The 21516-nt window shown below is 74.4% G+C and carries 19 protein-coding genes and 1 riboswitch; of the genes, 11 read left to right on the top strand and 8 right to left on the bottom strand.

The window, feature by feature from the left end; all coding sequences use genetic code 11:
- Positions 1–48 precede the first annotated feature (48 nt).
- Positions 49–2505 (bottom strand): FtsX-like permease family protein, encoded by a 2457-nt coding sequence (locus ACQP10_RS00260; protein WP_433540639.1) that lies wholly within the window; start codon positions 2503–2505, stop codon positions 49–51.
- Positions 2505–3236, bottom strand: coding sequence for an ABC transporter ATP-binding protein (locus ACQP10_RS00255; RefSeq protein WP_179821495.1), 732 nt, complete (start codon positions 3234–3236; stop codon positions 2505–2507). The genes ACQP10_RS00260 and ACQP10_RS00255 overlap by 1 nt, the downstream gene beginning before the upstream one ends.
- Positions 3237–3334: 98 nt before the next feature.
- Between ACQP10_RS00255 and ACQP10_RS00250 the strand changes: the two genes are divergently transcribed.
- Entirely contained in the window at positions 3335–3943 is a 609-nt protein-coding gene (locus ACQP10_RS00250; RefSeq protein WP_179821497.1) for a response regulator transcription factor, read from the top strand.
- Between the two features lie 99 nt (positions 3944–4042).
- Here ACQP10_RS00250 and ACQP10_RS00245 read toward each other — a convergent pair whose 3' ends face one another.
- Positions 4043–6226, bottom strand: coding sequence for a histidine kinase (locus ACQP10_RS00245; protein ID WP_433540638.1), 2184 nt, complete (start codon positions 6224–6226; stop codon positions 4043–4045).
- A gap of 204 nt (positions 6227–6430) precedes the next feature.
- Here ACQP10_RS00245 and ACQP10_RS00240 point away from each other — a divergent pair, with 204 nt between their 5' ends.
- The 7 genes from ACQP10_RS00240 to ACQP10_RS00210 are packed head-to-tail and all read left to right on the top strand — an operon-like array spanning position 6431 to position 14524.
- The gene (locus ACQP10_RS00240) at positions 6431–6568 is read left to right on the top strand and encodes a hypothetical protein (RefSeq protein ID WP_346018271.1); all 138 of its coding nucleotides are present in this window, start codon (positions 6431–6433) and stop codon (positions 6566–6568) included.
- Positions 6565–6654: a potassium-transporting ATPase subunit F gene (locus tag ACQP10_RS00235; protein WP_346018272.1), complete on the top strand. Its 90-nt coding sequence runs from the start codon at positions 6565–6567 to the stop codon at positions 6652–6654. The genes ACQP10_RS00240 and ACQP10_RS00235 overlap by 4 nt, the downstream gene beginning before the upstream one ends.
- Position 6655: 1 nt before the next feature.
- Positions 6656–8305: a potassium-transporting ATPase subunit KdpA gene (gene kdpA, locus ACQP10_RS00230; protein WP_433540637.1), complete on the top strand. Its 1650-nt coding sequence runs from the start codon at positions 6656–6658 to the stop codon at positions 8303–8305.
- Positions 8302–10422: a potassium-transporting ATPase subunit KdpB gene (kdpB, locus tag ACQP10_RS00225; RefSeq protein WP_433540636.1), complete on the top strand. Its 2121-nt coding sequence runs from the start codon at positions 8302–8304 to the stop codon at positions 10420–10422. Before kdpA ends, kdpB begins: the two co-directional genes overlap by 4 nt.
- The gene (locus ACQP10_RS00220; RefSeq protein ID WP_433540635.1) at positions 10423–11295 is read left to right on the top strand and encodes a potassium-transporting ATPase subunit C; all 873 of its coding nucleotides are present in this window, start codon (positions 10423–10425) and stop codon (positions 11293–11295) included.
- A gap of 5 nt (positions 11296–11300) precedes the next feature.
- On the top strand, positions 11301–13859 hold the full coding sequence (locus ACQP10_RS00215; RefSeq protein WP_433541863.1) for a DUF4118 domain-containing protein: 2559 nt from the start codon (positions 11301–11303) through the stop codon (positions 13857–13859).
- Positions 13856–14524: a response regulator gene (locus tag ACQP10_RS00210; protein ID WP_189250811.1), complete on the top strand. Its 669-nt coding sequence runs from the start codon at positions 13856–13858 to the stop codon at positions 14522–14524. The genes ACQP10_RS00215 and ACQP10_RS00210 overlap by 4 nt, the downstream gene beginning before the upstream one ends.
- Positions 14525–14591: 67 nt before the next feature.
- Here ACQP10_RS00210 and cobF read toward each other — a convergent pair whose 3' ends face one another.
- The gene (gene cobF, locus ACQP10_RS00205; protein WP_433540634.1) at positions 14592–15320 is read right to left on the bottom strand and encodes a precorrin-6A synthase (deacetylating); all 729 of its coding nucleotides are present in this window, start codon (positions 15318–15320) and stop codon (positions 14592–14594) included.
- Between the two features lie 129 nt (positions 15321–15449).
- On the opposite strand from cobF, the gene cbiE reads away from it, so the two are divergent.
- From cbiE to ACQP10_RS00190, 3 genes are read left to right on the top strand one after another with little or no spacing between them, the layout of a single operon-like run.
- Positions 15450–16616, top strand: coding sequence for a precorrin-6y C5,15-methyltransferase (decarboxylating) subunit CbiE (cbiE, locus tag ACQP10_RS00200; protein WP_433541862.1), 1167 nt, complete (start codon positions 15450–15452; stop codon positions 16614–16616).
- Complete coding sequence (cobM, locus tag ACQP10_RS00195) at positions 16613–17356, top strand: precorrin-4 C(11)-methyltransferase (protein WP_346018278.1); 744 nt, start codon at positions 16613–16615, stop codon at positions 17354–17356. Before cbiE ends, cobM begins: the two co-directional genes overlap by 4 nt.
- On the top strand, positions 17341–18069 hold the full coding sequence (locus ACQP10_RS00190) for a cobalt-precorrin-6A reductase (RefSeq protein WP_389992694.1): 729 nt from the start codon (positions 17341–17343) through the stop codon (positions 18067–18069). The genes cobM and ACQP10_RS00190 overlap by 16 nt, the downstream gene beginning before the upstream one ends.
- A gap of 55 nt (positions 18070–18124) precedes the next feature.
- Here ACQP10_RS00190 and ACQP10_RS00185 read toward each other — a convergent pair whose 3' ends face one another.
- The 4 genes from ACQP10_RS00185 to ACQP10_RS00170 form a co-directional block, all read right to left on the bottom strand.
- The gene (locus tag ACQP10_RS00185; protein WP_433540633.1) at positions 18125–19627 is read right to left on the bottom strand and encodes a precorrin-2 C(20)-methyltransferase; all 1503 of its coding nucleotides are present in this window, start codon (positions 19625–19627) and stop codon (positions 18125–18127) included.
- Between the two features lie 5 nt (positions 19628–19632).
- Positions 19633–20253 carry a precorrin-8X methylmutase gene (locus ACQP10_RS00180; protein ID WP_346018281.1) on the bottom strand — a complete coding sequence of 207 codons (621 nt, stop codon included), beginning with the start codon at positions 20251–20253 and terminating at the stop codon, positions 19633–19635.
- Positions 20250–20447 carry a hypothetical protein gene (locus tag ACQP10_RS00175; protein ID WP_433540632.1) on the bottom strand — a complete coding sequence of 66 codons (198 nt, stop codon included), beginning with the start codon at positions 20445–20447 and terminating at the stop codon, positions 20250–20252. Before ACQP10_RS00175 ends, ACQP10_RS00180 begins: the two co-directional genes overlap by 4 nt.
- Positions 20444–21325 (bottom strand): hypothetical protein, encoded by an 882-nt coding sequence (locus ACQP10_RS00170; RefSeq protein WP_433540631.1) that lies wholly within the window; start codon positions 21323–21325, stop codon positions 20444–20446. The genes ACQP10_RS00175 and ACQP10_RS00170 overlap by 4 nt, the downstream gene beginning before the upstream one ends.
- Positions 21308–21507, top strand: a riboswitch (cobalamin riboswitch). Its footprint overlaps the gene before it by 18 nt.
- Positions 21508–21516: the final 9 nt, after the last annotated feature.

Genomic DNA, 21516 nt, shown 5'->3' with positions numbered 1-21516 from the left:
GAGCCCGTCCGGGCTCCGGGTCCCGGGCTCCCGTCCCTGCTCCCGCGCCTACTCCCGCGCGCCGACCGCCTCCGCCGGGTGCCGGCCCAGGACGACGCGGGCCGGCAGCGCGGTGGCCGCAAGGGCGAGCAGGACGGCGGCGCCGACCACCGCGAGGTAGCCGAGCGGCGGGACGTACGGCGCCGCCGACCCCGTCATGCCCTTGCTGAACGCCGTGAGCGTCACCAACGCGATGCCCGTCCCCAGTGCCACCGCGACCGCGAGCGCGACCAGGGTCTCCAGCCCGAGCATCCGGCGCGCCTGCCGCCGTGTCGTACCGACCAGGCGCAGCAGCGCCAGTTCGCGTGACCTCGCCGAGGTGGACATGGCCAGGGTGTTGACCACGGCGATCGCGGTGAACGCGATGATCAGGCCCATCGCGACGTAGTTCACCTCGGCGTTCGCCGGGCCGGCCCAGGCGGCTCCGGCCGTCTCCGCCACGCCGGTGCCGGGAACGGCCCGCGCGAGGTCCGCCCGGGTCAGGGAGGGCGCCGAGACCAGCGCGGTGCCGAGCGGGTCGTCCACGTGCCGGGCCACCAGCGCGTGGGAGAGCGTGAGGTCACCGAACCCCAGCCCGCGGTGGTAGACCGCGGTGACGCGCAGGTCGGCCGGGGTTCCGTCGCCGAGCGTCAGACGGAGCCTCCCGCCCACCCGGACGCCGAGCCGTTCGGCCGCCGTACGGCTGACCGCGACCGCGTCCTCGTCGAGGCCGTCCAGCCGACCGGCGACCACGCCCAGGTCGAGGGTCCTGCCGAGGCCCTCGCCGGTGACGCCCTGCGCGCCGTACTTCTCCAGGCCCACCCGCACCGAGGTGTGCAGCACCTCGGTGACCGCCTCGACGCCCGGGAGGCCGCGCAGGGTCGCCGCCGCCCCGGAGGGCAGGTGCGGGCCGAGGACGTGTCCGGCCACGGTGCCGGCCGCCGCCTCCCGCCGGGCGGCGTCCTCCACGGTGGTCTGCGTGAACAGGATCGTGCAGGTCATCGCCACCATCAGGCTGAGCGGCGCGATGATCGAGGCCAGGCGCGGCGCGCCGGCCCGCAGGTTGGCCGCGGCCAGGTGTCCGCTCGCCCGGAAGGCCCGCAGCGGCGCCCCGAGCAGGGTGGCCGCCGCCCGCGCGACCAGCGGGCCGAGCAGCGCCACGGCGACCGTCCACACCAGCGCGGTGAGCATGGTGACCGGGCTCGCCGCCGCCTCGGTCGACAGGGACGACAGCACCAGCGTCAGCGCGAGGCCGCCCCCGGCGCACAGCAGCCCGGCGACCAGCCTGCCCGTCGGCAGCAACGCGGCCGGCAGCGCCACCTCGCCCAGCGCCTCCACCGGGCGGATCCGTACGGCGCGGCGGGCCGAGAGCCGGGACGCCGCCCACGCGGCCGCCACGGTCGCCGCGAGCGCCGCGAACACCGGGAACGGGCTGACGACCAGCCGCAGGTTCGGCGGCATCGCGCCCAGTGCGACGAACCGGGAGCGCAGCCAGAACCCCAGGCCGATGCCGGCCGCCGCACCGATCAACCCGGCCACCGCGCCGACCAGCAGCGCCTCGCCGCCCAGCATCTTCCGCACCTGGCGGGGAGTGGCCGCGACGGCCCGCAGCAGGGCGATCTCCCGCTGGCGCTGCTGGACGGACAGCGCGGACGTGCCGACGACGACGAGGATCGCCACCAGCAGCGAGGTGCCGCCGAGCGCGCCGCCGAGGCTGATCAGCCGCACCCTCGCCTGCTCGGCGTCCGGGAACTCCACGGCGCCGCGCTCGTCCCCGGTGGCGGCGAGCGCCGGGACGCCGCCAGGGGCCGCGGCGGCCTCGCGCAGCGCCGCGGACACGTCCACCGCCGGGAAGACGCCGACGGCGCTGACCATGCCCGGCCGGCCGGCCAGGCGGCGGGCCTCGGCGGGAGAGAGGAACAGCGTCTCCCGGCCGGGCAGGTCCTGAGCGGTGACGCCGGTCACCAGATAGGTCCGGTCACCGGCCGGCGTCCGCACCGGCACACGCGCGCCGGGCCGCAGGCCCGCCCCGGCCTCCACGGCCACCTCTCCGTCCGCCCGCGGCGCGCGGCCCGCGCTCAGGGTGAACGGGGTCAGCGCCGCCGACTCCCAGCCGTGCCCCTCGAAGGGGCGGCCGGCGACGTAGAGGGGGAACGTCACCTCGGTGACCACCCGCGAGACGCCGGGGAGGCGGCGCAGCCGTTCGGCCAGGGACACCGGAACCCACGCCCGCTCGGCCAGCGGCTTGGCCTTGGTCTTGGTCTTGGTCTTCTCCGCCGACTTGCGGATCGTCTCGCGGGCGAACCGGTCACCGGTGACGACCACCGGGGTGCCCGCGTAGCGCTCCGGGGCGACGCTCCCGCGCAGCCCCGTCTCCAGCAGCATGCCGCAGGCGCAGACCAGCGCGGCGGCGCAGAGCAGGGCGACGAACGCGCCCGCGAAGGCGGCCCCGCGGTGCCGGATCGTCCTCATCGCCAGAGAGATCATCACACCCACGCTCCCAGCCGGGTCATCCGCTCGGCCACCTTCTCGGAGGTGGGGGCCGCCATGGAGTCCACGATCCGGCCGTCCGCCAGGAAGAGCACCGCGTCGGCGTAGGAGGCGGCCACCGGGTCATGGGTGACCATCACCACCGTCTGCCCCGTGCCGTCCACGATCTCCCGCAGCAGCGTCAGCACGTCCCGGGCGGTCATCGTGTCCAGCGCCCCGGTCGGCTCGTCGCCGAACACCACCTCGGGCCGGGTGACCAGCGCACGGGCGATGGCGACCCGCTGCTGCTGGCCGCCGGACAGCTGGGCGGGCCGGTGGCCGGTCCGCCCCCGCAGACCCACCCGGGAGACGACCTCGTCCAGCCAAGCCCGGTCCGCCCGCGTCCCGGCCAGCCGCAGCGGCAGCGTGATGTTCTCCTCCACGGTGAGCGCCGGGATCAGGTTGAACGCCTGGAACACGAAGCCGACCCGCCGCCTGCGCAGCTCGGTCAGGGCCGTCTCGTCCATCCCGGACAGCTCGGTGCCGCCGAGCCGTACCGAACCCGAGGACGGCACGTCCAGTCCCGCCGCGCAGTGCAGGAACGTGCTCTTGCCCGACCCCGAAGGTCCCATCACCGCGGTGAAACTCCCGCGCGGGATCCCCACCGACACCTCGCGCAGGGCCGCGACCGCGCCCTGCCCCTTCCCGTACACCTTGCTCACCGCGTCCAGCCGCACCACGTCCGTCATGTCCTCAACCCTGGCGGCGGGGTGCGGCGCGGACCACGGAGGTGCTCACCGATCGGTCATGACCTCATCATGATCCGGACACTGATAGACATATCCCTGTGATCCGTGTGCTTCTCGCCGAGGACCAGCACGTCATCAGGGGCGCCCTGGCCGCACTGCTCGGCCTCGAACCGGACCTGGAGATCGTGGCCGCCGTCGACTCGGGCGACGCGGCCCTCTCCGCGGCCCTGGTCCACCGCCCGGATGTCGCGGTGCTCGACATCGACATGCCCGGCGCACGCGACGGCCTGGCCGCCGCCGCCGAACTGCGTGAGAGGCTGCCGGGCTGCCGCACCCTCATGCTGACCGCGCACGGCAAGCCGGGCCACCTGCGCCGCGCGCTCGGCGCCCAGGTGGACGGGTTCCTGCTGAAGACCGCGCCGCCGGAGGACCTGGTCGCCGGGATCCGCGCGGTCGCGGCGGGGCAGCGGGTGCTCGACCCTTCGCTCGCGGTCACCGCCTGGAACCTGGCCGACAATCCGCTGACCCCCCGGGAGGCCGACGTGCTGCGGCTGGCGGCGAGCGGCGCCGACGCGGCCGAGATCGCGGCCCGGCTCTTCCTCGGTGCCGGAACGGTGCGCAACTACCTGACCGCCATCGTGGCCAAGCTCAACGCCCGCAACCGCACCGACGCCGTCCGCATCGCCTCCGAGGCCGGCTGGATCTGACCCGTCCGCCGCCTGCCGCCCGCCGTCCACCGGACCTGGAACCGGAATCGGAACCGGCCCTCGGACCTCGGTCCCCGGTCCCCGGTCCCCGGTCCCCGGTCAGTACGGTGCACGCCCGGCGCGGTCGTCACCGGCCGGGACGACGGACGGCGCGATGGCCACCGTGTCCCGGGGGACCGGTGCCCAGGCCGTCAGCTCGAAACGGTCGCCGTCCCGGGCCGTGCCGAGTCGCCCGCCGAGGACCGCCAGGCGGGTGGTGAGGTTGCCGAGGCCGGCCGAGCCCGGCCGGACCCCGGCCCCGACCGCACCGTCACCGCGCACGCCACCCGCAGCCGCTCCATCGCCGCGCGCGCCACCCGTGCCCGCGCCGTCGTTGCGCACGCCGAGCCGTACGCCGCCCTCCTCCGCCGTCGTCGTGATCACGCAGTGCCGGGCCGCGCTGTGCCGCAGCACGTTGGTCACCGCCTCTCGCAGCACCGTGCCCAGCGCGGCGTCCACCTCGCCGGGAAGCGCGCCGTGCGCGAGGGAGACCTCGGCACGGACTCCCGCGGCGGCCAGCACCGACCGCGCCGTCTCCGCCTCGTCCGCCAGCGACACCGCCGCGCGCCCGCCGGAGACGACCCGCAGGTCCGCCTCGGCCTTCCCGGTCATCGCCAGGACCTCCGTCAGCTCCGCGCGGGCCCGCTCCGGGTCCAGCCGCCTGGCCAGCTCGCACCTGAGCAGGATCGCGGCCAGGCTGGAGCCGAGGAGGTCGTGCAGGTCGCGGGCGGCGCGCAGGCGCTCCTCGACCACGGCCGAGCGGGCCAGCCCCTGCCTGGCCTCCCGCAGTTCCCTGACCAGTTGGGCGAGCCTGACCAGCCCGTACATCACCAGCCCGGTCACCAGCGTGCTCACCGTGAAGTTGACCGTCACCGGGACCGGCAGGCCGAGCAGCACCGCGGCGACCGCCGTGCCCGCCATCACGCACCCGGCCAGCGGCCAGGCCACCGCCGCCGGGAACGCGAGCAGGACCGGGCCGGCGAGGAACCCGGGCACGCCCAGCCACGCCCTGCCGAACACCAGGATCGGCGCGAAGGCCAGCAGCGCCATCACCGCGAGCGCGGCCATGTGCCGCCCGGTGACCGAACGGACCTGCATGACGACGATCACCGCGAGGCAGGCGGCGGCCGGCGCGGCCAGGTGCGCGGGGACGGCCAGCAGCGCCTTGGCCGAAAACCCGAGCAGCACGGCGACCAGCAGCGCGACGGACAGCCGGTAGGCGCGCGGGTCCTCGGCGGACACGGACGGCCCCTGGTCCGCGGCCGGCGCGGGCAGCACGGTCTCGACGGTCAGCCACCCCTCGGCCGTCAGGTCCGTCGACAGGCCGCCACCCGCCAGCGCGGCCTGCCGGGCCGACTCGGCGAGGCCCTCGTCGTCGGCCGTGCGGGCGCCGTCGTGGACGACGCGCAGCCGTATCGTCCCGTGTGCCGCGACGGTCTCGATCAGGCACTTCCTGACCGTGTTCTGCCGTACCGCCCCGACCACGACCTCGCGCAGCACGGTCGCGAGCAGCGCGCCGGCCGGGCCGAGCGGCTCGGTGTGTCCGGCGCGCACCTCCACCTCGGCGCCCGCCGCCGCCAGCATCGCCCGGGCCGTCGTCACCTCGGGCGTCAGGGACGTGGCGCGGTAGCCGGCGGCGGCGGCCCTGGCGTCGGCCAGCGAGCGGCGGGCGGCGCCGACGACCTCGCCGAGCACCTCGCCGGCGTTCTCCGGCCGGTCGAGGGCGAGCCGGACGCCCCCGGCGATCCCGGCGAGCCCCCGGCCGATGCCGTCGTTCAGTTCGGCGGCGATGCGCAGCCGCTCCTCGGCCGCCGCCGCCATCGTCAGGGCCAGACGGGCGGCGTGCACCTCCTCCACCCGCTCGGCGAGCCGGGTGAGGCCGTAGATCACCAGCGAGACGAGCACCATGCTGATCACCGAGTCCGCCGGGCCGATGACGGCGGCGCTGACCGCCACCGGCACGGCCAGCGGCCAGGCGCGGGTCAGCAGCAGGGACCCGCCGACGAAACCCAGGATCCCGACGGAGGTGCCGAAGCCGAGCACGGCCGTGTAGCAGACCAGCGCCTGTGCGGCCGGCAGCCACGGCCGCCTGAACCGCCGCAGGCCGGGCGACACGTGGACGAGCTGGAGCCCGAAGGCCACGGCGGCGAGCGGTGACCCCGCGAGGACGTAGACGGCCGCGAAGCCGGCGAACACCACGCCGGCGATCACCCGCGCCAGGCGGGGCACCGGAACCCGCGACATCCCGAACCCCCCGATCCTTGGAACCGGAGCAAGCCTACGGCGAGGCCGCCACCCGGCCACCATCCCCCGTCGCCTCCACCGCCCGCGCCACCCCCACCGCCCGTGCCGGGGCGAATGTACGGATCGCGTCAATATCGCGGCAGGCGACGTATGGAACCCGTCAAGAGCCCTAAAAACCCACAAAAGCCGCGATTTCCTTGTTCTATGGCCGCCGTCCAGGCGGCCGGAAGCAACCGAACGAATCCCTCGGGAGTGAAGATGGCCGACATCGTCTTCGTCGCCCTGACGATCGCGTTGTTCGTGATCCTCGGGCTCGTCGTCAGGGCGGTGGAGCGCCTGTGAGCGCGATCAACGCCACCGGTCTGGCGGTCGCCGTCGTGCTGGTGATCCTCATGGTCGCCGCCCTGCTCTTCCCGGAGCGTTTCTGACATGGCGGCCCTGTTCATCGCGTCCCTCGTCCTGGCGCTGGCCCTGGTGCACAAGCCTTTCGGCGACCACATGTACCGGGTGTACACCGGCGACCGGCACACCCCGCCCGAGCGCCTGGTCTACCGGCTGCTCGGCGTCCGCCCCGGCACCGAGCAGCGCTGGAGCGCCTACGCGCGCAGCCTGCTGGCCTTCTCGGCCGTCTCGCTCCTGGTCCTGTACGGCCTGCAGCGCCTGCAGGACAGGCTCTGGCTCTCCCTCGGCCTCCCCCCGGTGACCGACCACATCGCGTGGAACACCGCGGTCAGCTTCGTCACCAACACCAACTGGCAGGCGTACTCAGGCGAGTCCACCATGGGCCACCTGGTCCAGATGGCGGGCCTGGCCGTGCAGAACTTCGTCTCCGCCGCGGTCGGCATGGCCGTGGCGATCGCCCTGGTCCGCGGGTTCGCCCGCCGGAACAGCGACACCATCGGCAACTTCTGGGTGGACCTGGTGCGCGGCACCGTCCGCGTCCTGCTGCCGATCGCGTTCGTCGGCGCGCTGGTCCTGGTGGCCGGCGGCCTGGTGCAGAACCTCGCCGCCCCGCACGAGCTGACCACCCTGACCGGCGGCACACAGAGCGTCACCGGCGGCCCGGTGGCCGGCCAGGAGGTCATCAAGGAGCTGGGCACCAACGGCGGCGGCTTCTACAACGCCAACTCCGCCCACCCCTTCGAGAACGGCACGGGCTGGACGAACTGGTTCGAGATCTTCCTGATCCTGGTCATCCCGTTCTCGCTCCCCCGCACCTTCGGCAAGATGGTCGGCCAGGTCCGCCAGGGCTACGCGATCCTCGCCGTCATGGCGACGATCGCCCTGGTCAGCGTCACGCTGACCAACATCTTCGAGCTGGGCGGCGGCGCGACCGTCCCGCAGGCCGTCGGCGCGGCGATGGAGGGCAAGGAGGTCCGGTTCGGCGTCGCCGGCTCGGCCACCTTCGCCGCCTCCACCACCCTGACCAGCACCGGCGCCGTGGACTCCTTCCACGACTCCTACACCCCGTTCGGCGGCATGATGACGATGTTCAACATGATGCTGGGCGAGGTCGCGCCGGGCGGCGTGGGCTCGGGCCTGTACGGCATGCTCGTGCTGGCCGTGATCACGGTCTTCGTGGCCGGGCTGATGGTGGGCCGCACGCCCGAGTACCTCGGCAAGAAGATCGGCTCCCGCGAGATCAAGCTGGCCTCGATGTACTTCCTGGTCACGCCGATCCTCGTCCTGGTCGGCACCGCGCTGGCCATGGGCAACGAGGCGGGCCTGGCGGGCATGCTGAACGGCGGCCCGCACGGCCTCTCCGAGGTCCTCTACGCCTTCACCAGCGCGTCGAACAACAACGGCTCGGCCTTCGCCGGTCTCACCGTCAACACCCCCTGGTACGACGTGACGCTCGGCCTGTGCATGCTGTTCGGCCGGTTCCTGCCCATCATCTTCGTGCTCGGACTGGCCGGGTCGCTGGCCCGGCAGACCCCGGTCCCCGAGTCGGCGGGCACCCTGCCCACACACCGGCCGCAGTTCGTCGGCATGGTCGTCGGCGTGACGATCATCCTCGTCGCCCTGACCTTCCTCCCCGCCCTGGCGCTCGGGCCGATCGCAGAAGGACTCTCCTCATGACCACCCAGGTCCCCGCACCGGGCCGCGGTGCGGCCCCCGAACGGAGCGGCAGGGTCGGCGGCGGGCTGCTCGATCCCCGGCAGCTTCTCGTCTCGCTGCCCGGCGCGCTGGTCAAACTGAACCCCGCCACCCTCTGGCGCAACCCCGTCATGCTGATCGTGGAGATCGGCGCGGCGCTCACCACCGTCCTGGCGATCCTGGACCCGTCGTTCTTCGCCTGGGCCATCACGGTGTGGCTCTGGCTGACCGTGATCTTCGCCAACCTGGCCGAGGCGGTCGCCGAGGGCCGGGGCAAGGCCCAGGCGGCGACGCTGCGCGCGGCCAAGCGCGACACGACCGCCCGCCGGCTCAGGAGCCGCGACTCCGCCGAGTGGGACGTCGTCGGCGCCCCGGAGCTGAAGCAGGGCGACTTCGTCGTCGTCGAGGCCGGGGAGGTCATCCCCGGTGACGGCGACGTCGTCGAGGGCATCGCCTCGGTGGACGAGTCGGCCATCACCGGCGAGTCCGCGCCCGTCATCCGGGAGTCCGGCGGCGACCGCTCCGCGGTGACCGGCGGCACCAAGGTGCTCTCCGACAAGATCATCGTGCGGATCACCCAGAAGCCCGGCGAGAGCTTCATCGACCGGATGATCGCCCTGGTCGAGGGCGCCGACCGGCAGAAGACGCCGAACGAGATCGCGCTCAACATCCTGCTGGCCGCGCTGACGATCATCTTCCTGGTCGCCACCGTCACCATGCAGCCGTTCGCGATCCACTCCAAGAACGTCAACCCGGGCGTGCCCGACTCTCTCGCGCTGACCGGTGACGGCGTCACCGGCGTCGTACTCGTCTCACTGCTGGTCTGCCTCATCCCGACGACGATCGGCGCGCTGCTGTCGGCCATCGGCATCGCCGGCATGGATCGGCTGGTCCAGCGCAACGTGCTGGCCATGTCGGGCCGCGCGGTCGAGGCCGCGGGCGACGTCGGCACGCTGCTGCTGGACAAGACCGGAACGATCACGCTGGGAAACCGCCAGGCGGCGGAGTTCGTCCCGGTGACGGGCGTGACCGAGGAGGCGCTGGCCGAGGCGGCGCAGCTGTCCAGCCTCGCCGACGAGACCCCCGAGGGCCGTTCGATCGTGGTCTACGCCAAGGACGCGTACGGCCTGCGCGAGCGCGGGCCGGGTGAGCTGGTCAACGCCAAGTGGGTGCCGTTCACCGCGCAGACCCGCATGTCGGGCGTGGACCTCGACGGCCGGGAGATCCGCAAGGGCGCCGCGACCGCCGTGATGAAGTGGGTCCGCGACAACGGCGGCCACCCGACGGACGAGGTCGGCCACATCGTGGACGGCATCTCCGGCTCGGGCGGCACCCCGCTGGTGGTGGCCGACAGGGACCACGTGCTCGGCGTCGTCCACCTCAAGGACGTCGTCAAGCAGGGCATGCGGGAGCGGTTCGACGAGATGCGCCGGATGGGCATCCGCACCGTCATGATCACCGGCGACAACCCGCTGACCGCCAGGGCGATCGCCGACGAGGCCGGGGTCGACGACTTCCTGGCCGAGGCGACCCCCGAGGACAAGCTCGCCCTGATCAAGAAGGAGCAGGAGGGCGGCCGGCTGGTCGCCATGACCGGTGACGGCACCAACGACGCCCCCGCGCTCGCCCAGGCGGACGTCGGCGTGGCCATGAACACCGGCACGTCGGCCGCCAAGGAGGCCGGCAACATGGTCGACCTCGACTCCAACCCGACCAAGCTCATCGAGATCGTCGAGATCGGCAAGCAGCTCCTCATCACCCGGGGCGCGCTGACCACCTTCTCGATCGCCAACGACATCGCCAAGTACTTCGCGATCATCCCCGCGATGTTCGCCGCGGTGTACCCGGGCCTGGACGCGCTCAACGTCATGCGTCTGGCGAGTCCGCAGTCGGCGATCCTGTCCGCGGTCGTCTTCAACGCGATCGTGATCGTGGCGCTGATCCCGCTGGCCCTGCGGGGCGTGCGGTACCGGCCGTCCAGCGCGTCGAAGCTGCTCTCCCGCAACCTCTACGTCTACGGCCTGGGCGGCATCGTCGCCCCGTTCATCGGAATCAAGATCATTGATCTCCTCATCCAGTTCCTTCCGGGGATGTCTTAAATGGAACGCATGCCAGGCTGGATCCGCCAGCACCTCGCCGCCGTCCGGGCGGTCGCCGTCCTGACCGTCCTTCTGGGCCTCGCCTACCCGCTCGCGGTGACCGGCGTCGCCCAGGTCCTGTTCAACGACAGGGCCAACGGGTCACTGGTCGAACGGAACGGCCGGGCCGTCGGCAGCGCCGCCATCGGTCAGAGCTTCACCGACGCCGAGGGCGTCCCGGTCAGGAAGTACTTCCAGAGCCGCCCGTCGGCCGGCGGCTACGACCCGCTGGCCTCCGGGGCGAGCAACCTCGGGCCCGAGGACGTCGTGGACACCCTGCCGGTGCCCGGCGCCAAGGACGCCGAAGGTCATCCCGACGAGGGGCGGCGGTCGCTGCTCACCCAGGTCTGCGTCCGGTCGAAGGCGGTCGGCGAGCTGGAGGGCGTCAGCGGCGCCCGGCCGTACTGCACGGCCGACGGCGTCGGCGCGGTGCTCAAGGTCTTCCCGGCCGTCGGCACGCCCACCCGGGCGGTCAGCGTCAACCAGGCCTGCCCCGCCACGCCGTTCGCCGCCGTCTACCGTGGTGTCAGGGTGGAGTGCGGCAGGCCCGGCGAGGACTACTCGGCCGGCCGGACCGTCCCGGTGCGGGGCGGGGCCGGGGCGCCCGCCGTACCCGCGGACGCGGTCACCGCGAGCGGCTCGGGCCTCGACCCGCACATCTCGGTGGCCTACGCCGAGCTGCAGGCGCCCCGGGTCGCCAGGGAGCGCGGCATCCCCGTGGATAGGGTGAAGACACTCATCGACGAGTACACCACGGGACGCGCGCTGGGCTTCATGGGCGAACCGGCGGTGAACGTGCTCCGGCTCAACCTGGCCCTCGACGAGGAGCGGTGATCGACGTGCCACGCGGGCGGTTGCGGATCTACCTGGGCGCCGCTCCCGGCGTCGGGAAGACGTACGCGATGCTCGCCGAGGGCCGGCGCAGGCGGGAACGCGGGCAGGACGTGGTCGTGGGCCTGGTGGAGACCCACGACCGTCCCCGCACCGCCGAGCTGCTCGACGACCTGGAGGTGGTCCCCCGCAAAGTCCTGTTCCACCGGGGGACCCGCTTCACCGAACTCGACACCGACGCGGTCATCGCCCGTCGTCCGAGGATCGCGCTGGTCGACGAGCTGGCCCACGCCAACGTGCCGGGATCGCGGAACGCCAAGCGCTGGCAGGACATCGAGGAGATCCTCGACGCCGGCATCGACGTGGTCTCCACCGTGAACGTCCAGCACCTGGAGTCGGTCAACGACGTCGTCCAGGCGATCACCGGCGTCCCGCAGCGCGAGACCGTCCCGGACGAGGTGGTACGGCGGGCCGACCAGGTGGAGCTGGTCGACATGGCGCCCGAGGCGCTGCGCCGCCGGATGGCGCACGGCAACGTCTACGCCCCGGAGAAGGTGGACGCCGCCCTGGCGAACTACTTCCGGGTCGGCAACCTCACCGCGCTGCGCGAGCTGGCGCTGCTGTGGGTGGCGGGGAAGGTGGACGAGCAGCTCGACCGCTACCGCGCCGAGCACGGCATCGAGGGCACCTGGGAGGCGCGCGAGCGGGTCGTCGTCGCGCTGACCGGCGGCCCGGAGGGCGAGACCCTCATCCGGCGGGCCGCCCGGGTCGCCGCGCGCACCAAGGGCGCCGACCTGCTGGCCCTCCACGTGGTCCGCGGCGACGGCCTGACCGGCGCGGACCCGGCCGGCCTGGCCCGCCAGCGCACGCTGGTGGAGGACCTCGGCGGCACCTACCACCAGGTCGTCGGCGACGACGTGCCCCGGGCGCTGCTCGACTTCGCCCGCGGCGTCAACGCCACCCAGCTGGTGCTCGGCGCCTCCCGCCGCGGCCGGTTCGCGCAGATCCTCTCCCGCGGGGTGGGCGTGGAGACCACCGCGCGGTCCGGCTCCATCGACGTCCACATGATCCCCCACGCCGAGGTGAAGAAGGGCCGTCGCGGCAGGGCGCGGTCGGACGGCGCGCTGACCCGGACGCGCCGGCTGATCGGCTGGGCGATCACGATCGCCGGCATGCCGGCGCTCACCGCGGTGCTCGTCCCGTTCCGGGACCGGCTGGCGCTGCCCAGCGAGATCCTGCTGTTCCTGACGGCGGTCGTCGGTGTCGCGCTCGTCGGCGGCATGTGGCCGGCCATCACGGCGGCGGTGCTGGGCTCGCTGCTGCTGAACTACTTCTTCACCCCGCCGGTCCACACCCTGACGATCCACGCCCTGGAGAACCTCTTCGCCCTGATCGTCTTCGTCCTGGTCGCGGCGGCGGTGAGCGCCATCGTCGACCTCGCGGCCCGCCGTACCAGGGAGGCCGCGCGGGCCGGGGCGGAGGCCGAGATCCTGGCGACGATGGCCGGGCACGTCCTGCGCGGCGAGGCCGCCGTGCCGTCGCTGCTGGCGCGCATCCGGGAGACCTTCGGCCTGGAGTCGGTGACGCTGCTCGAACGGCGGCCCGAGGCGCGGCAGGTGCCCGACGACCAGGGTGACCCGGAGGCGTGGCGGATCGTCGCCACCACGGGCGGCCCGCCCTGCACGTGCCCGGCCGTCGCCGACACCGACGTGGTCATCGACGACGACCTCTCCCTCGTCGCCTCCGGCAGGCTGCTCCAGGCGGCCGACCGCCGCGTGCTGGAGGCGTTCGCCGCCGAGACGGCCGTGGCGCTGCGCCAGGAACGGCTCCGCGAGGAGGCCGAGCGGGCCAGGCCGCTGGCCGAGGCCGACCGGATGCGCACCGCGCTGCTCGCCGCGGTCAGCCACGACCTGCGCAGCCCCCTCGCCTCTGCCAGGGCCGCGGTCGAGAGCCTGCGCAACACCGAGATCGACTGGTCGCCCGAGGACCGGGAGGAACTGCTGGCCACCGCCGACGAGTCCCTGATCAGGCTGGACCGGCTCGTCGCGAACCTCCTCGACATGAGCCGTCTGCAGGCCGGGGTCCTCGGCCTGACGCTGCGGCCCGTCGGACTGGAGGAGATCGTGCCCCGGGCGGTCGACGACCTCGGCCCGCTCCGCGACGGCGTCGAGGGCGACATCCCGGTGGAGCTCCCCGAGATCGTCGCCGACCCGGCCCTGCTGGAACGGGTGCTGGTCAACCTGATGGCCAACGCCGTCCGCTACAACCCGCCCGGCGAGAAGACGCTGATCACCGCCGGCCTGCACGACGACCACGTCGAGATCCGCGTCGTCGACCGCGGCCCCGGCATCCCGCCGGAGGCGTACGAGCGGGTCTTCATGCCGTTCCAGCGTCTCGGCGACCGCGACAACCACACCGGCGTCGGGCTGGGGCTCGCGCTGTCCCGCGGCCTGACCGAGGCCATGGGAGGTACCCTCACGCCTGAGGAGACACCGGGGGGAGGCCTGACCATGATCCTGAGAATGCCCGTCTCCTCGCGGGCGCAGGCCGTGCGGGCGCCGTCATGACCCGGATCCTCGTCGTCGACGACGAGCCCCAGCTCCTGCGGGCCCTGCGGATCAACCTCGTCGCCCGTCACTACGAGGTCGCGGTCGCCGCCGACGGCGGCTCGGCGCTGCGGCAGGCCGCCGACTGGCACCCCGACCTGGTCATCCTCGATCTCGGCCTGCCCGACATCGACGGCGTGGACGTCATCTGCGGCCTGCGCGGCTGGACCAGCATCCCGATCATCGTGCTGTCCGGCCGCGCCGGCAGCCAGGACAAGATCGACGCGCTGGACGCCGGGGCCGACGACTACGTCACCAAGCCCTTCGGCATCGACGAGCTCCTCGCCCGCGTCCGGGCGGTCTCGCGCCGCTCCGCCGTACGGGAGGCCGAGCCGGCCAGCGTCCGGATCGGCGACCACGTGGTCGACCTGAGCGGCAAGACCGTCTCCGGCGGGACGCGGCTGACGCCCACCGAGTGGCACCTGCTGGAGATCCTGGTGCGCAACCCCGGCAAGCTGGTCAGCCAGCGGCAGTTGCTGGCCGAGGTCTGGGGCGAGAACTACGTCAGGGAGACGAACTACCTGCGCCAGTACCTGGCCCAGCTCCGCCGCAAGCTGGAGAGGGACCCGGCGCGTCCCGTCCACCTGATCACCGAACCGGGCATGGGCTACCGCTTCCACCCCTGACCGCCGCCCGCGCCGCGCCCGGGACACCGGGCGGGGGGCGGCGGCGTGGGGGTCCGGGCCGCGTCTGTCAGACGCGGCGGCGCAGCAGGTACGTGTCCATGATCCAGCCCTTCCGGGCCCGCGCCTCGGCCCGCAGCTCGCGGATCTGGTCGCCGACCTCTCCCACCGGTCCCTCCACCAGGATCTCGTCGTCGGTTCCGAGGTAGGCGCCCCAGTAGATGTGGAAGTCGTCCAGGCCCGAGAAGGCGCAGCGGGCGTCGAGCATGACGACCATGTCGTCCGCGGTCGGCCCCTCCTCGGCGAGGCGGCGGCCGGTGGTGATGTGCACGGGCCTGGCGACGCTGGTGAGGGTGGTGCGGTGGCGGGCGGTCAGGGCGGAGACGGCGCTGATGCCGGGGACGACCTCGAAGGGGAAGGGCAGCCGCTCCAGGATGGCCAGGGTGCTGTCGTAGACGCCGGGGTCGCCCCAGACGAGGAAGGCGCCGGTCTCGCCGTCGGCCAGGGAGTCGTCGATCATCCGCTCGTACAGCGCGGCCCGCCGGGCGCGCCAGTCCTCGACGGCCTCGGCGTAGGCGTCCGCGGTCCGGTCCCTCTCGGGGTCGCGGCCCTCGACGATCCGGTACGGCGGGCGGCCGTGCTCCTCGATGAGGTCCCTGCGCAGCCGTACCAGGTCGTCCTTCTCCTCGCCCTTGCCGATGACGAAGAACACGTCGGTGGCGGCGATGGCCTTGGCGGCCTGGATGGTGAGATGGTCGGGGTCGCCCGCGCCGATGCCGATGATCAGTAGCCGCTTCACGGCCCACAGTCTGCCACGCGGCGACTTGTACGATATTTCCTGCTATCAGCCTCAAGGAGACATGTGAACCTGGTCGGCCGCGGCCCGGACGGCACCGGGGACCCGGACCACGCGCGCACCGGGCGACGTGTGATCACCGTCGTGGGCATCGGCGCCGACGGCTGGGACGGGCTGGTCCCCGCCTCGCGCCGCGCCGTGGAGGCGGCCGATGTCGTGGTCGGCAGCGCCCGCCAGCTGGCCCTGGTGCCCGAGACGGGCGCGGAGCGCGTCCCGCTGCCGTCGCCGCTGCTGCCGAACCTCCCCGGCCTGCTGGACTCGCTGCCGGACCGGGCGGTGTGCGTGCTGGCCAGCGGCGACCCGATGTTCCACGGGATCGGCTCCACGCTGGTCCGGCTGGTCGGGGCCGAGCGGGTCCGGGTGCTCCCGCACGTGTCGTCGGTGTCGCTGGCCTGCGCCCGGCTGGGCTGGCCGGTGGAGAGCGTCGAGGTCGTCAGCCTCGTCGGCCGCCCGTCCGCCGCCCTCCGCGCCGCCCTGCAGCCCGGCCGCCGCGTCCTGGTGCTGGGCGGCACCGCCGGCGTCGTCGGCGACACGCTGGACGAGGCCGGGTACGGCCCGAGCCGGGTCGTCGTCCTGTCCGACCTGGGCGCGCCGACGGAGGCGGTGGGCGTCGAGAGCGGCCTGCAGGTGATCGCGGTCGACTGCGTGGCCGCGCCCGGCTCGCGGCCGTTCGCCCGGGTGCCGGGCCTGCCGGACGACGCCTTCGAACACGACGGCCAGCTGACCAAGCGCGAGGTCCGCGCGGTGAGCCTGTCGCGGCTCGCGCCCTTCCCCGGCGAGCTGCTGTGGGACGTGGGCGCCGGCGCGGGCAGCATCGCGATCGAGTGGATGCGCGCGCACCCGTCCTGCCGGGCGGTCGCCGTGGAGAGCCGTCCCGAGCGGGCCGCCCGCGTCCGGCGCAACGCCGACGCCCTCGGTGTGCCCGCCCTGCGGGTGGTCGAGGGCGGGGCGCCCGCCGCGCTGGACGGGCTGCCCCGTCCCGACGCGGTCTTCGTCGGCGGCGGCGTCACCGTGCCCGGTCTCGTCGAGGCGTGCTGGACGGCACTCGCGCCGGGCGGCCGGCTGGTGGCCAACGCCGTCACGCTGGAGTCCGAGGCGGTCGTGGCGGGCTGGTACGGCAGGCTCGGCGGTGACCTCGTGCGCCTGGCCGTACAGCGCGCCTCGCCCGTCGGGGGCTTCACCGGCTGGCGCGCGGCGATGCCCGTCACCGTCTGGTCCGTCAGGAAGGACACCCCATGACCGTGTACTTCATCGGCGCCGGCCCCGGCGCGGCCGACCTGATCACCGTACGGGGGCTGCGCATCCTCCAGAAGGCCCCGGTCTGCGTGTACGCGGGCTCCCTGGTGCCGCGCGAGCTGCTCGACGCCTGCCCGCCCGGAGCCCGGCTCGTCGACAGCGCCGACCTCACCCTCGACCAGATCGTCGAGGAGCTCGCCTGCGGCCGGGACGTGGCCCGGCTGCACTCGGGCGACACGTCGATCTTCAGCGCGATGGCCGAGCAGATGCGCAGGCTCGACGAGCTCGGCGTGCCGTACGAGGTGGTGCCCGGCGTGCCCGCCTTCGCCGCGGCGGCCGCCTCCCTGAGGCGGGAGCTGACCGTGCCGGGGGTCGCCCAGACGGTCATCCTCACCAGGACCTCGGCCAGGGCCACCCCGATGCCGCCGGGCGAGGACCTGGCGACGCTGGGCGCCAGCCGCGCCACGATGGTGCTGCACCTGGCCGTCCAGCGCGTCGAAGCCGTCGTGGCGGAACTGCTGCCGAACTACGGCGGGGACTGTCCGGTCGCCGTGGTCGCCTACGCCGGCCGCGAGGACGAGGTCATCCTGCGCGGCACGCTGTCCGGCATCGCGGAGCAGGTGAGGGAGGCGGGGATCAGGCGCACCGCGGTGATCGTCGTGGGCCGGGCGCTCACGGCGAGCCAGTTCCCGGGCAGCCACCTCTACAGCGCCGAGCGGGACCGCGCGTGCGGCGCGTCCTGATCCTCGGCGGCACCGCGGAGGCCCGTGCCCTGGCCGGCGAGCTGACGGAGCGCGGCGTGCGCGTCGTCTCGTCGCTGGCCGGCCGGGTCACCGACCCGCGCCTGCCCGTCGGGGAGGTCCGCGAGGGCGGCTTCGGCGGCCCCGACGGGCTGGCGGCCTGGCTGCGCGCCGAGCGGATCGACGCGGTGGTGGACGCCACCCACCCCTTCGCGGCCAGGATGACCGCGTCGGCGGTGGAGGCCGCCGCCCGCACGGGTGTTCCCCTGCTGATCCTGCGGCGGCCCGGCTGGCGCGAGGAGCCGGGGGACGCCTGGCGGCGGGTGCCCACGCTGCGGGAGGCCGCAGAGTCGATCGGCGCGGGCGACCGGGTGTTCCTCACCACCGGCCGCCGCAGCCTGCCGGTTTTCGCTCATTCATCCGACGCCTGGTTCCTGGCCAGATCCGTGGACCCGCCGGAGCCGCCGGTCCCGGCCAACGTCCACGTGATCCTCAGCCGCGGACCGTACACGGTGGAGGGCGAGCTGGCCCTCATCCGCGACCACCGGCTCGGCGTCCTCGTCACCAAGGACAGCGGCGGCTCCATGACCACCGCGAAGCTCGTCGCCGCGCGGCGGGCCGGACTCCGGGTGATCATGGTGGACCGGCCGCCGCCACCGCCGGGCCGGCTCTGCGTCGGCACCGTGGCCGAGGCCGCGGACTGGGCCCAGGGGTAGCGGGGCGCGGGCCGGGCCAGCGGGCGGCGGCGCGGCGTGTGGCCGCGGGCCGGGCTCAGGGGTAGCGGCGCGGCGTGTAGACCACGCCCGCGCCGGTGACCCGGGTGGTGGAGGAGCCGACGATGAGCAGGCAGCGCATGTCCACCGCGGCCGGATCCAGCTCGCCGAGCGAGGTGACGGTGACGCTCTCGTCGGGACCGCCGACGGCGCGGCCGATCACCACCGGGGTGTCCGGGCCACGGTGCTCCAGCAGCAGGTCGCGGGCGGCGGGAAGCTGCCACGTACGGCTGCGCGAGGCCGGGTTGTAGATCGCCAGCACCAGGTCGGCCCGCGCGGCGGCGGACAGGCGCTCGGCGACCACCTCCCACGGCTTGAGGATGTCGGACAGCGAGATCACGCAGTGGTCGTGCCCGAGCGGCGCGCCCGCCCTGGCCGCGACCACCTGGGCGGCCGTCAGTCCCGGCACCACCCGCACCGGCACGTCCGGGAAGTCGGCCGCGGCTTCCAGGACCGCGCTGGCCATGGCGAACACCCCCGGGTCACCCGAGGAGACCACCGCGACGCGCCGCCCCTCACCGGCCAGCTCCAGGGCGTGCCTGGCCCGCTCCGCCTCCACCCGGTTGTCGGTGCGGTGTCGCCGCTGGCGCGGGTTCGGCTCGACCCGGTCCACGTAGGGCCCGTACCCGACCAGGTCGGTGGCGGTCGCCAGGGCGTCCTGGGCCTCCGGCGTGAGCCAGGGCCGCCCGGCCGGGCCGAGCCCGACCACGACGACCTCCCCGGCCGCGGCGGCGGGGGCCGGTTCCGGCACGGGTTCCGACACGGATTCCGGCACGAAGGCGCGCTCCGCCGGGCTGCTCAGCAGCGCCAGGGAGAAGTACGGCACGCCCTCGGGGTCCACGTCCTTCAACGGCGCGACCCGCTCGCCGCCCATCGTGGCCCGCTCGACGTACCAGGCGTCGTCGAGCCGTCCGGCCTCGGCGAAGGCGTCGCGAACCTTGGCGAAGGAGCGTCCCAGCTTCATGACGGCCGCCGAGTCCGTGCCGCGCAGCCGTTCGGCCAGCGCCTCGCCAGGCAGCGTGCCGGGCAGCACGGTCAGCACCTCGTCGCGTTCCACGAGCGGGCGGCCGAGCACCGCCGACGCGGCGCTGACCGAGGTGACGCCCGGCACCACCTCGGTCGGGTAGCGGTGCGCCAGCCGCTTGTGCATGTGCATGTAGGAGCCGTAGAAGAGCGGGTCGCCCTCGCTCAGCACCACCACGGTCCGTCCCGCGTCGAGGTGCGCGGCGAGCCGGGCCGCGCACCCGGCGTAGAAGTCGTCGAGCGCCCCCTGGTAGCCACCCGGGTGGTCGGTGGTCTCCGTGGTCACCGGGTACTGCAACAGCTCCTCGACCTGCCCCTCCCTCATGTACGGCAGGGCGATGGACCGGGCGATGCTGCGCCCGTGCCGCGCGGCGTGGTAGGCGACCACGTCCGCCTCGCCGATCAGCCGGGCGGTCTTGACGGTGACCAGTTCGGGGTCGCCGGGCCCGAGGCCGACGCCGTACAGGCGTCCCGACATGTGTCTCACTCCACTTCGCTCGCGATGGCGTTGATCGCCGCCGCCGTCATCGCACTGCCGCCGCGGCGGCCGTGCACCACCAGGTATTCGAGATCGCTGTCCGCCAGGGCCTGCTTGGACTCGGCCGCGCCGACGAAACCGACCGGGATCCCCAGGACCGCCGCCGGACGCCCGGCGCCTTCGGCGACCAGCTCCAGCAGGCGGAACAGCGCCGTGGGCGCGTTGCCGATCGCGACCACCGAGCCCTCCAGCCGGTCCCGCCACAGCTCCAGGGCGGCGGCGCTGCGCGTGGTGCCCAGGCGTTCGGCCAGCTCCGGCACACGCGGGTCGCCGAGCGTGCAGAGGACCTCGTTGTCCGCCGGGAGACGGCGGCGCGTCACGCCGGAGGCGACCATCATGGCGTCGCAGAGCACGGGCGCGCCCGCGCGCAGCGCCCGCTCGGCCCGGACGACCGCCCCGGGCGACCAGGCCAGGTCCCGCACCAGGTCGGTCATGCCGCAGGCGTGGATCATCCGTACCGCCACCCGGGCTACCTCGGGCGGCAGGCCGCCCAGGTCGCTCTCCGCGCGGATCGTGGCGAACGACAGCCGGTAGATCTCGGCGCCGTCGCGTATGTAATCGGTCACTGATGCCTTTCCTCGTATCCGTCCGCGGTGGCCACCATCCGCACGACCCGGCCGGCCGGCAGTCCGCACTGCCGCTCGCAGCCCGCCCAGTGCACGGGCAGTCCGGTGTGGCGCCGGGGCACCCAGCGCGCGGCATCGGCCCGCACGTCGGCCAGGGCCCTGGCGCATCCGGGCCGCCCCGCGCAGGCGGTCACGCCCGCCCAGGGGAGTCCGGGTCGGTGACGAGCCCGGCCGCCTCCAGCGCGTCTCCGGCACCGGGGCGGTCCGCCACGAGGACGGTACGGCGCGGCGACAGCCGTACCTCGGAGCCGGGAGAGCCGTGGGAGCCGGGGGCCCGCCCGGCGAGGCCGGCGAGCGCCAGGGCCTGGCCGGGGGTGAGGCGGCCCAGCGGCACCAGCGCCTCCACCAGCCCGGCGGGCCGTTCCGGAGGACGGGGCGGCCGGTACGCGCCCGGTGTCCCGCCCAGCTCGGCGGCGATCCTCGCCGGGCCGTCCGCCAGCTCGGAGACGCGCCACTCGTCGGTCCGCAGCCGCAGGAAGGCGACCGCCGCCGCCAGCAGGCCGTCGACCGTGCCCGGCACACCGTCCACCTCGTGCCCGGCCAGGAGCAGCCGGCCGCCGACGGAGGCCACGTCGGCGGCCAGCCCGGTGTCGCCCAGCGCGAACAGGAACCGGCCGGGCAGCCCGGCCAGTTCGGGCCGGGCGCACAGCGACCGGTCCAGCTCGGCCACGAGCGCCCCGTCCACCGACGGCGCGGCGACGATGTTGCGCACCCGCTCGTGCGTGACCGACGGCCGCAGCCCGGCCTCCGAGATCCGCGCGGCGAAGGCGGCGGGGTCCCGCAGGCCGCGGACCTGCACGTTGGCGCGCGAGGTCAGCTCGATCACCCCGGAACCGAGGTCGCGGGCGCAGCCGGCCAGCTCCCGCAGCTGCGGCGCGGTGAGGATGCCGCCCGGCGTGCGCACCCGGGCCAGCGGGCCGTCGGCGGCCTGGTGCACCTGGATCGTCCCCGGACACGCGTCCGGGCGCGTCCGCGCGGTGCGGCCGTCCGGGGGAAATTCACGGATGGTCATGGTTGATCTCCCTGTCATAGGCTTGCCGGAGGCGAAGGTCAGGAGGAAGCCGGTGTGAGTCCGGCGCGGTCCCGCCACTGTCACCGGGGAGCGAACCCCACCGCAGGCCACTGTCACAGGGAAGGCCGGGGTGAGCGTCGATCCGGGAGCCAGGAGACTCCGGCCGTCGCGACACCCGCGACCGGGGCGAG

It is taken from the genome of Streptosporangium sandarakinum (genome assembly GCF_050942225.1).
Lineage (GTDB): Bacteria > Actinomycetota > Actinomycetes > Streptosporangiales > Streptosporangiaceae > Streptosporangium > Streptosporangium nondiastaticum.
This window is presented reverse-complemented; position numbering and strand designations above follow the sequence as displayed.